This is a genomic window from Photobacterium sp. Hal280, assembly GCF_037162255.1.
Lineage (GTDB): Bacteria > Pseudomonadota > Gammaproteobacteria > Enterobacterales > Vibrionaceae > Photobacterium.
The window spans coordinates 836,509-852,749 of the sequence record NZ_JARLUO010000001.1 but is presented as its reverse complement, the minus strand read 5'-3'; the positions used below and the strand labels follow the sequence as shown (position 1 = coordinate 852,749).

The following is a 16,241-nucleotide window of genomic DNA, read 5'->3' as shown; positions in this document are numbered from 1 at the left end:
ACCTTAGCCAAAATGCTGGTTTTTTTGTATTCAAGAGCCCCAGAAAGTGCTGTGCACTTTAGGTCGCGGGCCGGAATGCCGGACCATCGCGTCCCGTCAGCCCGCCACGACACGAAACCCTAGCCGAAAGGCTGGGGTTTTTTGTATCTGAGCGCCCAGAAAGTATTGCGCACTTTGGGTCGCGGGCCGGAATGCCGGACCATCGCGTCCCGTCAGCCCGCCACGACACGAAACCCTGGCCGAAAGGCTGGGTTTTTTTGTATGTCTCAGATTGATACCTGCCCTGCGGTCGGACGAGTATTGGTCGAGGCTGAAAAGTGGGATGGCGTCTTTGCTGTAGGCAAGCCTCTTCAGTGCTGAAGAGGCTTGTTGGATGTGGCGGAGGTGGTTTTGAAACGATCTCGCGAAGTGCTTTACAGCTTGAAGCGGCCAACCAGCTGATCAAGTTGCTTCGACAAGGCCTGAAGTTCGCCACTGGATGCATTCAGCTCGTTGGCGATGTCGGCAGTTTCTGAAGTTAAATGGTTGATGTCTTCAATATTTCGGTTGATTTCATGCACCACGGAGGATTGCTCTTCCGTTGCGGTGGCCACCTGAATATTTTGCTCGCTGATTTGATCGATATAGGTCGCGATCTGGGCAAGAGAGCCGGTGGCCATGTTTGCTTGCTCTGCGACATGAGAGCCTTGCTGGCGTCCCTGAGAGATAGCGTTCACGGCTCTGGTCGACTCATTTTGCAGTCTGTTGATCACTTCCTGTATTTCTTCAGTAGAGCCTGCTGAGCGTGAAGCCAGGGTTCTGACCTCATCGGCGACGACCGCAAAGCCACGACCTTGTTCACCGGCACGGGCCGCTTCGATGGCGGCATTCAGCGCCAGCAAATTGGTCTGCTCTGAAATGCTGCGGATAGTGTCGAGAATGGCGCTGATGTCAGTCACCTGATGGGCAAGTGCTTCAATCACACCGGTAATCTCGCCCAAGTCACTGCTCAGCTCGCTCATTTGTTCTCTGGATTGCTCAACCACCTGGCTGCCATCCTGCGCCTGTGTGGTGGCTTCTTTTGCGATATGAGCCGCCTGGGCTGCGTTATTGGCGATTTCATTGACGGTCGCCCCAAGCTCATTAATGGCCGTCGCCACCTGAATGGTTCTGTCCCGCTGGGTTAAGCAGTTGCTTTGTGTTGTCTGAGCGGTCGAAGCTACGGCCTGCGCGGTTTTGGCTAAGTTTCTTGAGCTTTGTGCCACTTCTTCCACAGAGCGGTGAATCTTGGCGAAGAAATTATTCAGCGTCTGGCTGATCGCATTCAGCTCATCGTTCCCGTCCAGTTCAATTCTGGTATTGAGCGCCATGTCCTGTTCAGCCGTTTTAATGGTTCGCTGAAGTGTCGATACTCTGGCGCGCAGGTTCTGAATAATGATGAAAGACACAATGAAAGAGACGATCAGCGCAGCGATGATTATCATCACCAGATTGCGCTGCCCATCAATGAAGCTGCTGTGGGCTTCATTGTTGAATGTTTCGGCCTGGGTGAGCAGGGTATCGAGCAGGGTATTGGTGTCTTTTCGCATGATGCCGTAGTTGACCCCGTACTGGGTGTAATAACGGTAGGCATCAGACAAATTGCCTTTTTCTAACGCCGCCAGCATAGGGTTGAGATCCGAGGCAATTGTTGCTTCGAAACGCTGCTGTAATTTCTGCGCTTCCCGGCGTAGTTCAGGGTTAATCTGAGCGGCGACGGACTGCTCTATGGCAGCGCGCATTTCCGGAATGTCTTCGGTGCGCGTTTCATTGATCCGGGTCTGAACGCCTTTGGCGTCTTTTAAACCGTCGATTTCCTGAAACAGCATCATGTCGATACCGACACGCATGCGCGGTATACGTGAGGCGACTTCAGCCATGGCACGCATGGGCGTTGCGGTATTCTTATAGAGTCGATCCGACTTTTGTCCTAATTGCGACATGGTCGAATAACTGATAATGCCGACAAGTAATAACATGATGCACGGAAGCAACACCGCGAGTATCAGCTTTGTTCTTAGGGTCAGTGTATTTATTAGCATTGTTATCTCTTATTAACATATCCATAAAATGTATAGGGGCGGAGTAACACTGAGACGTGGGGGGATGCCGGTGTCAGCCTGCCTTAGTAACCCGATGTGAATGGCGCGTAGTGTTTTTCTTACCGTCAATTGTTTGACCACAGTCACGGCAGTGGCGCCATTTCACATGATCGCGTATTTATTGATTACATCAATGTCAATCTGGTTAATTATCTTTGTGAATAAATAAAGTTGGGCTGGAAATAACATCTTTGGCGGCACACTCGACCAAAAGCGGGTGAAGGTGTCTCGTTCAGACAGGAGCGCCCATTCAGAAATGGCTGAATGCCGCACAAAGACGGTTTTTGGTCAGCCCCCTGACTGCAAGGGGCCGGGTGTTCAGCATGCGGGGGGTAATGAGTGCGTATGCTGATCAAACAAATGACAATACTCAGCGCGCAGCGAAACGGCCATCCTGGCGCCGTTCTGCAGGTCATGCTGCAATGCTTTTTCGCCGTCCATCATCAGGCTCAGTTTGTCGATGTCGTCGCAATAGCAATGAATGTAGGACAGTGCACCCAGGTATTCCGCCACGTTGATCTGCATATTTAACACTGTGCTGCCATCATCCATGGAATCAGGGGTTGCGACCAGCAAATGCTCTGGGCGTATACCCAGCGTGATGTGATCGCCCGGATTCAGCGTGCTGCCGTTGCGTTGAATGGTGATGGCATGCTGATCAGCAATGGATACCGTGGTGCTGTCAGCATCGGCACGGATCACGGTGACCGGAATAAAATTCATTTTGGGTGAGCCGATAAAGCCTGCCACAAACTGGTTGGCCGGGTGATAGTACAGCTCCAGCGGGGCGCCCACCTGTTCAATGCGGCCGTCCCGCAGCACCACAATTTTGTCGGCCAGCGTCATGGCTTCCACCTGATCATGGGTGACATATACCATGCTGGCAGACAGAGAGCGATGCAACTCGGCGATCTGGATGCGCATATCGACCCGCAGTTCAGCATCCAGGTTAGACAGCGGCTCATCAAACAGGAAGAGTTTGGGGTTACGCACGATGGCCCGGCCGATGGCGACACGCTGTCGTTGGCCGCCCGACAGCGCTTTGGGCAGCCGGTCGAACAAGTGGTCGAGCTTGAGCATCTTACCGGCCCGATCGACTTTTTCTTTGATGAGTGCTTTGGGTTGCTTGTCGATCGTCAGCGCAAAGGCCATGTTTTCCCATACGGTCATCTGCGGGTACAGGGCATAAGACTGAAACACCATGGCGATGCCTCTGTCGGCTGGCGCTTCCCGGGTGACGTCTTCGCCATCAATAGAAATGGTGCCGGAGGACGGTTCTTCCAGGCCTGAAATCATTCGCAGTAACGTGGATTTCCCGCAACCGGACGGGCCGACAAAGGTGACAAACTCCCGGTCGTTGATCTCCAGATCGATACCTTTCAGTACCTCGGTCTGGCCGTAGTGTTTGGTGATGTTTCTCAGTTGGATGTGAGCCATGGTTACTCCTTAATGCCACCTTGGGTCAGACCTTGAATAAAGGCTTTTGACGCGAGTAAAAATGCGATCAGTGTCGGCGCCATCATGATGATCAGGCCGGCAAACATCATGTGCCACTGGATGGCAAATTCGTTCTGAAATTCCTGCAGTCCCAGCGTCAGCGGATATAAACTGCGATCCTGCAAAAACAGCAGCGGGAAGAGGTATTCATTCCAGGCACTGACAAACGACAACAGGGCAACGGTGGCGATGGCCGGTTTGACCAGGGGAAGCACGATTTTCCAGTAAATCTGAAAGGGCAGTGCGCCGTCGACCCGTGCCGCTTGCTCAATTTCCGGCGACAGGTGTTTAAAGAAGGTACTGAGAATAAACACCGCCACAGGCATCATGCTGGCGGCCTGCACCAGAATAATTCCCAGCAGGGAGTTGAGCAGATCCAGGCTTTGCACCACCACAAACAGCGGCGCCATCGCCAGACGCAGCGGCACGATCACCCCGATCATAAAGAGAATGAAAAGGGTGCGGTTGCCCCGGAACTCAACCCGGGACAGCACAAAGGCGGCCATGGTACTGAACAGAACGGCAACCGCCACGGTGCCAGCGCTGATGATCAGCGAGTTCATAAAATAACCACTGAAATTGGCCATTTCCCACGCTTTCGCATAGTTATCAAACTGCCAGCTGTCCGGCAGCGCAAAGGGATCGCGGATCACCTGACCCAGGCTGCCTTTCATAGAGTTGATAAACGCCAGGCCAAAGGGAATGGCAACGACCAGTGCCCAGGCCAGCAACAGAAACTGCACCAGCACCTGTTCCATGGGGCGAAGTTTAAAAATCCTTTCCATAACGCGTCCTATCGGTTGCGCATATTGCGAAGCGCGAGGTAAATGGTGGCTGGCAAGATCAGCACCGAGATCACCATGCCGATCGCGGCAGCCATGCCCAGATCAGCAGTGCCTGAGCCGCCGCTGGTGCCAAATGCGGTGCGGTACTGAAAGGTGCCTAAAATATCGGTGGAATAATAAGGGCCGGCATCCGGGCCCATCAGAATCAGCACGTACTCGGCATTATTGAAGACATCAACCAGGGTCAGAATGGTGATCAGCACAAAGGCGGGCGCCAGCACAGGAAAGACCACATGACGGATACATTGCCAGCGACTGGCACCGTCCAGTACCGCCGCTTCCAGCAAATCCGCCCGCACGCCCAGAATAGCCGACAGAATCAGCATGATGGAGAAGCCAAGCTTCTGCCAGGACTGAAACAGCGCAATCGTCGGCAGCGCAGTATCGGCCTCACCCAGAAACATCAGCGGCGCGCTGATCAGATCCCAGTGCATCATCAGCTGATTGAGCGGGCCGCGCACATCAACGATTAACTGACCCAGAAAAGCAACGGCCACAGCAGCCAGCGGATAAGGCATGAAAAACAGCAGTTTATACGCCGATTTTCCGGCAGTGTTCCAGCTCAGCAACAGCGCGAAGGTGGTGCCTAATCCCAGAAAAAGGCTGATACAAATGGCAAAAAACACAAAGGTCTGCTGAAACGCATTCCAGAGCTGATCGCTCATGTACGCATCGGTGAGCAACTTAGTGAAGTTATCGAAGCCGACAAAGGTTGCCGGTCCGATGCCCGGCCAGTCAAAGAAAGACAGCACCAGCGTGCCTAGTAAAGGGAGCAGGTTGAAGATCCCGTATAACAGACAGCCGGGGATCAGCAGCAGGGCGTACTGAAGTTTCTCTTTTTGCCGGAAACTCAAACCTTGTGCTTTTTTCACATCGCTGCGCAGCAGCTCAGCGGTCAGATCGTCTGAATAGTCATCAGGGCTAGGGGCGTGTGGCATAACGACTCCGTTCGGGGAAATGGCCTGCCAGAGCAGGCCGGCAGAAAAGGGTTACAGATTCTTGGCTTGAAAACCGTTTTCGATTTCCTGCGTCAGACCCTTGGCATCGACTTTGCCTGCCAGAAATTTCTGGTAAGCCGGGCCGACGATCTCCTCATACTGCACGTTAAAAGGCCCTTTCCAGGTCAGGTAGGGTTGCGCATGCTGTGACACGAAACTGGCGGCTTCGGCCTGATATTTCCCCTGATAGCGGATGCCCTCGGCATAGGTCGACAGCTCGCCGACATGATCGGCAAATAGCTGGGCGAATGCTTGGGTGGCGGTAAAGGCCAGCAGTTTGTCAGCGGCTGCGCGCTTGCTTCCTTTTGCATTGACCAGATAAGCACCGTCGGCAAAGGCATACACTTTGCCGCCGTGTCCCGGAATCGGCATCAGGCCAAGCTCGACGCTGGGATCGGTCTGCGCAATGGTCGAGAGCGGCGAGGTGGACCACAAGCCATCAATGATCATGGCAGAATCACCCAGCGCAACATTGGCCCGCATTCCGTTGTAGTCCTGTGCCGCCGCAGACGGGTTGATATAGGGTTTCCAGCTGGCAAACGTATCCGCAACCTGCTGGTAAGCTCCAGCAGTGAAAGGCGACTGACGGCTGGCGACCTGTTTCATGTCTTCACCAGACAGCCCGGCCTCCAGTCCGGCGCTCATCATGGCCAGTGCCCAGCCAGCGCGGCCCGGGACTTCCAGCGGGATCACCTGGTTGTCTTTCAGGGTTTTCATCACAGCCACGAACTGCTCTGGGGTTTCAGGTTCGTCGAGGTTCAGTTTTTCGAAAATGGCTTTGTTGTAGATGATCTGAACCGTCTGGACCGCAAAGGGCACGCCATACACTTTACCGTCAGAGCCGGTGGCTGCGACCAGAGTGGCCGGCGAAATACCGCTGAGATCAACCGTGGCGGGCAATGGTGTGATCACACCTGCGTTGGCGTACTGATCGATAAATGAAGCGCCGGGACGTCCCTGGAACAGGTCAGGCCCGTTGTCGCTCTGCAAGCCCAGACGTAAACGGGAGTTGTAATCGACGCCCTTGAAGACTTCCACTTTGATGTTGACATCATCCATGGCTTTCGAGACCGCTTCCCACAGCGGGCGCTCCTGTTTGCGCCAGGTCCAGAGCGTGAGCGTTTCTTCCGCAAATGCAGACATGGGGGTGGCCACCAACAAGCCCAGCAGGGCAGAGACAGCGGTAATTCCAGACTTACGTTTCATATCGCCTTCCTTATGCTATTTAGTTTCGATTGGAAACTAACTAAAAATGTAGAGATATTCGCCACGGATGCAAGGATCAAAATCACAATTATGTTCTCAAGCAGATCACAATATTAGGCTGGTGCTGAGAATCCATGGTCAGCTTAACAGAGTTAGAAATCAGGAAATTTAAGCCTTGAATTCAGCGGAAGGATTGATTAACAATAAATCCAAGATATTAAGTTTCTAGTGGAAACTAAATGATTAGAAAAGCACCAAACATCAAACAGGTGAACACCGCTCGCGTGATCGACGTGCTGTGGCGATGCCAGAATATTTCCCGCATTGATATTGCAGACCGGCTGGGGCTGGATAAGTCGACCATTACCAAAATCGTCAGTTCGCTGGCAGAGAAGCAACTGATTACAGAAGTGTCTAACCGGAACGGCACGCCTCAGAGCGGACGGCCGAAGGTGTCTTTGCAGCTCAATAAGCAACTCGGCGTTCTGGTGGGCATCGAGTTAACCGACAGCCAGATCAACCTGTCGGTGCTCGATCTGGCCTGTCAGATCCTGTACCGCAAGATAGTGAGCTACCACCCCGGCACGCAACCGCTTGAGCAACTGGGGGATGTGCTGGCACCTGTGCTTCGCGAGGTCGAAAGCCGCTGGGGTAAGGTCCTGGCAATCGGCCTGGGGATGCCGGGTCTGGTCAGGCCGGATACCGGCGTCATCTCTGTGTCCAGTGCCTTTGAGATCTCTGAGCCGGTCGCACTGGCAGCGCAGCTCTCGGCACAACTGGGCTACCCGGTGTACTGCGATAACGATGCCAACTGTGCGGCCTGGGGACAGGTGATGCTGTCGCGGCCACAGAGCAGCGATAACCTGCTGTACGTGTTGTTTACCTCACACCATCGCCATGACGACAGCCGGCATCTGGGCATCGGGCTGGGGTTCGTCCTGAACGGCCAGCTGTTCTACGGTGACGACTGCCTGTCCGGCCAGTTTGATGTCGAACCCGGACCGCATCAGAACCCGGTGAGCGAGCCTGAGATACTGGCGCAGTTTGTTGATAAGTTAGCCACTTTAGGCCGACTGCTCAATGTGCATCAGATCGTCTTTGGTGGCGAAGTGGAGCCTTATGTCCGGGACATTGAACGCCTGATTCACGCCAACCTTGCGGCCTATCAAGGCCATCAGACCTGGCAACCGGTCACAGAGATTTCGACACTGGGCACACAAGCCGTGTCCGCGGGTGCTGCCGCGCTGGCGTGGAGTAAAATCACCTCGGCAGATCTGGTGTTGTTCGACGTCTTAGACGCCCAGCCTATTTCACTGTAAGGACGCAACATGACCCCGGATTTAAGCCTGCTCTTTCCGCAGCCAGCAACCCTCGAGCTGGATTGCTCTGCCGCGCCAGCCAACTATCGCGCCTTGCTGCCCTTGATCCCGGTCAAGCTCGCGCAGGTGATTCCCTCGCCCAGCGTGAGTTACCGGCAAGATGACAGTCTGCCCGGGCAGGGCTTTGTGCTCCGGGTATCCGCCAGCGGCATTGAAATCAGCATGGCAGACGAGCCTGGCCGTTTGTATGCGCACCAGTGCCTGGCTCAGATCATCAAACTCTGCCATGGCCAGGTGCCGTCACTGACGATTGGCGATCAGCCGGCATTTGCCAAACGGGGGATCATTCTCGATATCAGCCGCGACAAAGTGCCGACCATGGCTACGCTGTTTCAGCTGGTGGATTTCTGGTCAGCATTGCGGATCAACCAGTTACAGCTGTACACCGAGCATACGTTTGCCTATCCGCAGCACCCGAGCGTCTGGCAGGATTATTCGCCGATGACAGCCGAAGAGATCCGGACGCTGGATCGCTACTGCAAGGCGCGGGGCATTGAGCTGATCCCCAATCAGGCAACGTTCGGGCACATGGAAAAGTGGCTGTGTCATCCGCACTATCAGCACCTCGCCGAGCAGACAACCGGTTTTTATGATCACCGGGGTGACTTCCGGCCAGAGTCGTTCGGTCTGAATCCTGTGAGTGACAGTGTCACTGATTTTGTTGCCGACCTGCTCGATACCCTGCTGCCGAATTTCACATCCGATACCCTGAACCTGAATTTTGATGAAACCATGGATCTCGGCGCAGGCGCCAGTCAGCAGGCTTGTGAACAATTGGGCAAAGGGCAGGTGTACCTCAATTACCTCAAGACAGTGTTGGATCTTGCCCATGCGCGGGGCAAATCCTGCCAGATTTTCAGTGACATGCTGTTTCAGTACCCGGACATTTTGCCCCACTTGCCAGTCGATCTGGAGCTGCTGAACTGGGGCTATGAAGCAGATCACCCCTATGATGACGAGCACCGGCAACTGGCTGAGTTTGGCTATCCGTTTCAGGTGGTGGTCTCGACCAACACCTTTGCCTCGGTAGCGGGCCGGGGGCAGGCTGCCAGAGTTCACATGCGCCGGGCTGCCGAATCGGCCCTGAAATACGGCGCCTGCGGTTATCAGATTTCCGAATGGGGCGACATGGGTCACGCGCAGCAATTTTTTACCGCCTTGCCCGGTTACATGTTCGGTGCCGCCATGGCCTGGGATCCGCAGCGCCACCAAAAGATAAACGCCAGTTGGTTCATCGGTGCTCACTTCGGCGAAGACTACGTGCAGGCCATGCCTTTGATTGATCGCCTGCAGGATGCCTATCTCACCAGCGGTGTGAGCACACCGAACTGCGCTTTTTACGGCCCGTTCGTGTTTGACCAGCGCTCTGGCCGCCATATCCGCCGCGCCGGGATCGCCAGCGCCGGGCAGATTGCCGCGGCAATGGACGACTTATCCGGCCTGAAAGCCGACATCGCCGGACTGCCTGCTTCCGCACTGCAAGCCGAGCTGTTCTGGACGCTCGATTGCATGTTGCTCGCCAGCCAGATCGCACTGAGCTACGCCAGCGCCGGGCACCGGGATATCAATGCTTTACCGCCGCAAGACAAAGCCCGCATTCTGGAGCAACTCGCCCCGGTTGAAGAAGCTTATGCCGATCTGTGGCTTCAGCACTACCGCCCCGGTGGCCTGCGGCAAAGTGCCTCACGGTTGGGGTATCTGCGGGGGTTGTGTGGAGATAAAGCAGTGGAATGAGCCAAATCACACTGTGCAATGAACCGGCCTGCGTTTTTACAGATGTTAGTTGACCCATGCTCCCCGTAACCACGGAGCGTTTATCATGTGTAATAAAAGTAACATGAAAGACTTTCCTCTTCTTTAACGTGTAAATTTATACTCGTTAATTGTGGTTCTTGCCATTTATGTATAAATTTATACTCGTTAATTGTGGTTCTTGCCATTTATGTATAAACTTTTACTCATTAAGGGTAAGTCTGGGTGGCTCAATGGAAGAACTGACGATACAGGCGTTTATCAATCAAGCATGGGTTGATGCAGCAATCATCGCCTTTCCTGCCAGTGGTGAAGGCAATTTCCGCGTCACCGAGCTCAATTATCTGAGTGATTATGCATTTCAGTACCACGAGACTGATGATGTTCATGCTGTTTCCATCAATCACCCGGTCTCATTTTTCTTCGATGACCTGGGGCAACCCGGCTGGCTAACTTTCATTGATGACATTATGCCGAGCGGGGCAAGCCGAAGGTATTGGGTCAAATATCTGGATATTGAAGATCTGAGCCTTCAGGAACAAAACTATATTCTGTTTAAATTTGGCACTATGTCGCCCGTTGGTAATTTACGGGTAAAGGACTCGCTGCCAGAGCGCTCTGAGGTATCGGATTCACTGTATTTCTCGCGTGAGGACGTACTCAATCGTGCGGGCGACTTTCTGGATTATGCCCAGCAACGGGGCGCCGCTGCCGGTGGTGCGACGGGCGCCGGTGGTGAAGCGCCCAAATTACTCTTACGGTGTGCAAAGGGCGAAGACAGGATATGGATTGATACCTTTCAGGATGATACGAGCAATCAGGATCGACACTATCTGGTCAAATACCCCAGGGGGGCCAGAACAGCCGTCGACTGCAATATCCTGCGTGCCGAGTATCATTATTACCATGAACTGACGGAGATGGGGTTTGAGACAATCCCGATTGAGAATATGCGTCTGGAAGAAGGGTTAAACTACCCTTCTCTTTGGTTACCAAGGTTTGATATCCGGTTCAATGAAACGCAGCAGATAGAGCGTTTGGGAATGGAATCTGTGTATTCAATCTTAGGCAAAGGGGCGGGTGTCACCCTTGACCATGAAGAGACGATCAGATCCCTCATTCGCAAAATTTCCCAAAGCAACATGGTGAACGTTCAGGGGGATGTGTTTAACACTCAGGCTTTTGTGATTGAATGGGTCAAGCGAGACCTGCTGAATATATTATTTGGCAATAGTGACAACCATGGCAGAAACACGTCTTTTGTGAAAGGCAATGGCTTTATCAAACTTGCGCCGATCTACGACTTTGCGCCGATGAAAGCAGATCCGGAAGGCGTTGCGAGAACCACAAAATGGCGAGCCCCTTGGAAGTGGGTGGCACCTACGACTTTATTGGCATCGCTGAATCGCTCTCCGATCTTGTGCCGAGCGCTGTATTACTTGACGCGCTCAGAGCCACTGCAAACCAATGTCTTGATCTGAAAAAGCGACTTACGCAGCGAGGAGTCCCGGAACAAATCCTGACCATGCCTGCAATTGGTTTGGATTTCATCCCCCAAAAGCTCGCGAAGTGGGGTTTGCAATGAGACAACAATTGAGAGCTAGCGAATGAGCAAGCACCAAAACGCAAAAGAATCTGTCGCAGATGCTGTTGCCCGTCTGCGGGCCAATCGTCAGCCAACGCAATCTGAGACCAGCGGGAAAACGTTGGATGAGATAAAAGAGAGCACAGCGAAACAACCGGCCACTGCGAAAAGAGCCTCAAGAAACGGGCCATCACTCAGCGCGCAGGCGCGGCAAAAGAGGATCAGTCAAATTACTCAACAGCTTCTGGCGGGTGAGCTGACTCAGGGGCAGGCACTCAAAGCGCTCCGTGTCAGTGTGTTAGGCCTAAAACAGGAGGCGTATGCAAGCTTGGTTGATGTGTCGAGAAAAACACTCTCCGAAATAGAAAATGATCGTGGCAGCTATACCACGGACATTCTGAATAAAGTCTTCAAGCCATTTGGGCTGAAAGTGGGGTTGATTCCGTTATCCCCCGGCGCCTTGAGGGCGCTCATGTCTAATTCGGGGAATCCGGCCTGAGTATCCACCCACGCTCAACGGACGTTCAAGGTATGCTGAAAGGTGGCTTTATGTATGTGTTAAATTGCATATATTCAGCGAGTATGTCGCGCTTGAGTTTCGTGTTTTTCTTTAGCCTTGTGTGATGCGCGCCAGACACGCTTTGCTGGCCCAAAGCGTGCCCAGAAAGGCTGACTTGTTCGCTGGTGTTGTCCGGGGCGGTTGCAGGCGCTCCCGGCGCCGACAACCTGAAAATTCGTCCTGAATTTTCCCCTGGTGGAGTGAGTTTCTTGTGACTTTTGGGGTGTTGTGGCTGGTGCTTAAGGTGAGGCATGAAGGTATGTCGCGCTTGAGTTTCGTGGTTTCTTTAGCCTTGTTTGATGCGCGCCAGACACTCTTTGCTGGCCCAAAGAGTGCCCAGAAATGCCGACTTGTTCGTTGGAGTTGTCCGGGTCGGTTGCAGGCGCTCCCGGCGCCAACAACCTGAAAATTCGTCCTGAATTTTCCCCCTGGGGGAGTGAGTTTCTTGTGACTTTTGGGGTGTTGTGGCTGGTGCTTAAGGTGAGGCATGAAGGTATGTCGCGCTTGAGTTTCGTGTTTTTCTTTAGCTTTGTGTGATGCGCGCCAGACACGCTTTGCTGGCCCAAAGCGTGCCCAGAAAGGCTGACTTGTTCGCTGGTGTTGTCCGGGTCGGTTGCAGGCGCTCCCGGCGCCGACAACCTGAAAATTCGTCCTGAATTTTCCCCCTGGGGAGGCGGTGACTTTGGGGGCGAAACTCGTTTTAGGCAGAAATGTGCCAGTGTTTTTGCTGATTAAGCAAATAACAGATAACTAAACCATCAGTAGAAGTTCAGCTAGAAGGAGATTCCTTACCTTCAGGTACATATTTGACTGCGCTTTTCTTCCTATGTACGATCCCGAGCTGGATTGACGCATTTTTGAATACCAACCGGAAAGCTCTTCAGGCGGTCTGCATAAACAATCAAATGTCCATGTTTAACGATAAAAAGAATAAACATGAACCTTTGGCTATGCTACCGTAAATTCGATATTTAATTTGATGAGGATAGATAATGAGCGGGAGTTGGGGTAACTTCTTTCCGTACTTTGCTGGAGCTTTTAAGCTTATTGTATTAGGTATTGGAGGCTACTTTGCTATCAAGTGGCATTTTGATGAAGAAGCAAGGACGAGGGAAGAAGAAGGCGTTGTATTTGATAGGTCAAGCTACATGAAAAAGATGGCAATGATACTCGTCTTTCTGGTCGCCCTAGTGATTTTAGTGGTTTATGCCACTAACTGGTTCCTCTACTGACGGGGTTTGCTGTTACGATCGATGTCTGGCGATTTCCAATTGAATAGCCACTTCGTATCATTGCTAAAATTTGAGTACAGTCGGACTCGTATATGTGCATGACACCTGTTCGAAATACATAATGGGGCATAAACGTGCTAGCAATGATTCGGTTGGCACGTCTATGGACAATTCCGAGTTACAACGTCCACAGTACTCTGAGGCTTCGGATTACTTTAGATATCACAACTGCGATCAAGTTGCAGGATAAGCTGTGAAAAGTATTAATAAACCGATATAAAATAACACACCCACTAACAATGGGAGTGGGTGTGCAAGTTACCATGAAAATGCAACCTGCTGATATAGCGGCATTATCTGTTCATAAACTTCATCGTACAAGTTTGGCTTCAACAAACTGTACTTGTCGGTCATTGTCAATGTTCGGAATTCATCAGTGTCTCGCTCAAAGGAGACTGAGCCGATAATCAACTGATTTTTGTCTGATAAACCATCAATGCACAAATCAAATAGCTTTTTAGTTGTGTTCTTGTCTGGGTCTTGCTGCTTTGGTGAATCAATTACAACTGGAAGCATAGGTATCGTCGATTTCTCTTCAATCGTTTTTAGAAGAGCATAGTGGTACGCTAAAATTGCTCTAGGTCCACGGCTTCCTGTTTCACTTTTTGTAATATTTCCGTACTGAAGAATCGTCCCCAATACAGGGTCTTGTATTCCTAATTCTGTTTGAGCATATTTCAAAGACTCTTTGAACTTATCATTAATTTCTTGAGTGCGATTTTTATCAGTAAATTCAGATATCTTCTCGGTAAGAGTGTTCTTAGTCGCATTAAGTTGACCTATTTTTTCATGTAGTTCTTTTATCTGCTCATCGAATGTAAACTCAACTTGTTTGCTAGCCTGAGATTTAATGATGTCTTGCAACGTTAATTTTTCTTTAACTTCTTGTAGCATTGCCTTAAGTTCAGAGCTTAGTTTCTGAGCACTTCTAAGTTCTTCTTTGATATTGACTATATTTTCATCATAAACTGATTTCTGTTCATACAATTCAGGTATGATTTGCAGTAACTTTTCTCTATTTGCAAGAACGGCATATTTGGCATCTAGCCCTGCTGATGGAGAAAGTGAGTCAACATCATTATCGTCAAGCAGTCGCTTGCATTCTTCAATCTCAGATACAATCTCGTCCCGATGAGAAAGTAGTTCTATCAGTTTTATTCTGTATTCAGTTTCTTCCTGATGAAGTTCCTGACATTTACTCAGAAAACGTCCTAGTAACTCTTCATAGTATTCAACATCTACATCAAACAATACTCTACCGAATGAAGCTTCGAATCGTTTTTTCGCTGCTTCTAGAGCTTTTAGCGTTGCGAATATTTCATCAAGATCAAGGTCAATTAAATTCATCTCACCTTGTAACTTGTAATATTCTTTTGGCTTAACTCCTGTATGGAAGTGAAGAATATTCTTCTGCCAATCGGTATACATAGCTAGGTTGCTAAATGAGTCTAAGACTTTGCCCCAACCGTTGTCTTGATCAATATAGAAAGGCAAGTAGAGGCTAGCTGGTTGAGCTTGTGCTTGTATAGCGGTTTTTTTACGACCAATTCTAAGTTGAAGTCAAAAATATCACGTACAATCTCAGCTATATCTGAACGCGAGTTAGATGTAACTAAGTTCCTTTGTCCTTCTGTGAGGTCAAAGATAGAAATACGCTTATTATGACGAATAAAGGCATAATCTCGATTTTTTACGTGAATGATTACTTTTGATATAAAGTTGTCGCTTTTCCATTTTTTATCAAGGCGAACATCAGCTCCCAGCGTATGATATAAGCTCTTGATGAAACTAGATTTACCTGTGTCATTTTCACCGGATATAATATTCACATTTGGTGAGAACTCAAAAAAGAACCCTTTCTTATCGCGAAGAGATAATATGTGAGCGCTTTTAAAGTAGATACTTTTCATTTCTCACCTTCCTCTAACAGCTTCTGGATTATTGAATAGACAACGATACATTCTTTCTTCCCTGATTTTAGTGCCATTGTATAATCCGGACAGAGCGCATCAATATTGATAATTGTTTCAGTGATATAAAGTTTAAGGTCTTTATCTATTTTGATTTGGTCATAAAGACTGATTGCATGCTCTAAATATACACTTGATGGAGTTTTTTTGTTCTTATTGAAGTCGATACAGACTTGTGAGAACGATGCCTTCAGCTGTATAAGTTGTAGTGCGCCTTTGTTCAAATCTTTAAAAACAGGCTCGGCCATCTTCCAGTCAGGCTTCAGGCTGTTACTGGTATTAAGAGATTCAATAACATTATTGAATTCTCTTGACGAAAAGCCCTTTCGGGAAACTAAATCCATAAAGTTAGTAATATCTGCCGATTTGAATTTAGATTTTTGCCTACACTCAGACTCAAGTAAAATCGCCAATGCGTTAGGACTCAATGTAGTGCTTTCACCATATTTTTTTCCAAGGAAATCACATAGTTTTCCTTTTAGGTGTGTCATATGGTCATCTAGGCTGAGGGAAGACTGAACAAACTTTAAAGTGGACAAATCAATATGTTCTTCCTCTAACTCGACTTGTTCTTTGATTGCTTGTTTAAACTTCTCTTGGTCTGTATTTTCAATGCTATTTACATCGAAACAGGTCTTTCCTCCAGCTTTAGCATAGAAGTTGAACGAAGCATTGGTTACAAACAGTAACTTGGGTGAATAGCTTGAGAAATTTTTCTGATGTAAGAAAAGCTTACCAATGATTGATATTGGCTTTTCCGCGGTGCTCTTTCGTAAATTATGCACAGTCCAATTTGACTCTCTGGTCTTAACTTGAGCAAAGGTCAAATCTTGAGGGTCATCTTCACTATCCAAAATGAGTACGTCATCGTGATATTCAAAGATAAACACATAGTCCTTTCCATCCAGTTCGTATTCCAACATCTGTGACAATGCCCAACAAGTTTGGTAATCAAAACCTCGTTGTGCAATTTCACCGCCTCTTTCAGACTGTGGAATACTGATCAACGCTTCAGCTAAACCCATAAACACCCTTACG

General features: G+C 50.2%; 12 protein-coding genes and 1 pseudogene. 5 read left to right on the top strand and 8 right to left on the bottom strand.

Going from position 1 to position 16,241, the window contains the following annotated elements:
- Positions 1–413: 413 nt before the first annotated feature.
- The 5 genes from P4S53_RS04110 to P4S53_RS04090 all read right to left on the bottom strand — a co-directional run bounded on the left by P4S53_RS04110 (position 414) and on the right by P4S53_RS04090 (position 6,666).
- Positions 414–2,060 (bottom strand): methyl-accepting chemotaxis protein, encoded by a 1,647-nt coding sequence (locus P4S53_RS04110; RefSeq protein WP_337111510.1) that lies wholly within the window; start codon positions 2,058–2,060, stop codon positions 414–416.
- Positions 2,061–2,438: 378 nt separating this feature from the next.
- Entirely contained in the window at positions 2,439–3,557 is a 1,119-nt protein-coding gene (locus P4S53_RS04105) for an ABC transporter ATP-binding protein (RefSeq protein WP_337111509.1), read from the bottom strand.
- Between the two features lie 2 nt (positions 3,558–3,559).
- Positions 3,560–4,402: a carbohydrate ABC transporter permease gene (locus tag P4S53_RS04100; protein WP_337111508.1), complete on the bottom strand. Its 843-nt coding sequence runs from the start codon at positions 4,400–4,402 to the stop codon at positions 3,560–3,562.
- 8 nt (positions 4,403–4,410) lie between these two features.
- Entirely contained in the window at positions 4,411–5,400 is a 990-nt protein-coding gene (locus P4S53_RS04095; protein WP_337111507.1) for a carbohydrate ABC transporter permease, read from the bottom strand.
- Between the two features lie 51 nt (positions 5,401–5,451).
- Positions 5,452–6,666 (bottom strand): ABC transporter substrate-binding protein, encoded by a 1,215-nt coding sequence (locus tag P4S53_RS04090; protein WP_337111506.1) that lies wholly within the window; start codon positions 6,664–6,666, stop codon positions 5,452–5,454.
- A 239-nt stretch (positions 6,667–6,905) separates the two neighbouring features.
- Here P4S53_RS04090 and P4S53_RS04085 point away from each other — a divergent pair, with 239 nt between their 5' ends.
- The 5 genes and pseudogenes from P4S53_RS04085 to P4S53_RS04065 all read left to right on the top strand — a co-directional run bounded on the left by P4S53_RS04085 (position 6,906) and on the right by P4S53_RS04065 (position 13,173).
- Positions 6,906–7,985 (top strand): ROK family transcriptional regulator, encoded by a 1,080-nt coding sequence (locus tag P4S53_RS04085; protein ID WP_337111505.1) that lies wholly within the window; start codon positions 6,906–6,908, stop codon positions 7,983–7,985.
- Between the two features lie 9 nt (positions 7,986–7,994).
- Positions 7,995–9,779, top strand: coding sequence for a family 20 glycosylhydrolase (locus P4S53_RS04080; RefSeq protein WP_337111504.1), 1,785 nt, complete (start codon positions 7,995–7,997; stop codon positions 9,777–9,779).
- 251 nt (positions 9,780–10,030) lie between these two features.
- Positions 10,031–11,382, top strand: a pseudogene (locus P4S53_RS04075) (type II toxin-antitoxin system HipA family toxin).
- A 22-nt stretch (positions 11,383–11,404) separates the two neighbouring features.
- Positions 11,405–11,881 carry a helix-turn-helix transcriptional regulator gene (locus P4S53_RS04070; protein ID WP_337111503.1) on the top strand — a complete coding sequence of 159 codons (477 nt, stop codon included), beginning with the start codon at positions 11,405–11,407 and terminating at the stop codon, positions 11,879–11,881.
- Positions 11,882–12,933: 1,052 nt separating this feature from the next.
- Positions 12,934–13,173: a hypothetical protein gene (locus tag P4S53_RS04065; protein WP_337111502.1), complete on the top strand. Its 240-nt coding sequence runs from the start codon at positions 12,934–12,936 to the stop codon at positions 13,171–13,173.
- A gap of 318 nt (positions 13,174–13,491) precedes the next feature.
- On the opposite strand, the gene P4S53_RS04060 is transcribed toward P4S53_RS04065, so the two are convergent.
- From P4S53_RS04060 to P4S53_RS04050, 3 genes are read right to left on the bottom strand one after another with little or no spacing between them, the layout of a single operon-like run.
- Positions 13,492–14,661, bottom strand: a complete 1,170-nt coding sequence (locus P4S53_RS04060) for an AAA family ATPase (protein ID WP_337111501.1) — start codon at positions 14,659–14,661, stop codon at positions 13,492–13,494.
- A 20-nt stretch (positions 14,662–14,681) separates the two neighbouring features.
- Positions 14,682–15,143, bottom strand: coding sequence for an ATP-binding protein (locus P4S53_RS04055; protein WP_337111500.1), 462 nt, complete (start codon positions 15,141–15,143; stop codon positions 14,682–14,684).
- Positions 15,140–16,228, bottom strand: a complete 1,089-nt coding sequence (locus P4S53_RS04050; protein ID WP_337111499.1) for a DUF4297 domain-containing protein — start codon at positions 16,226–16,228, stop codon at positions 15,140–15,142. Before P4S53_RS04050 ends, P4S53_RS04055 begins: the two co-directional genes overlap by 4 nt.
- Positions 16,229–16,241 lie beyond the last annotated feature (13 nt).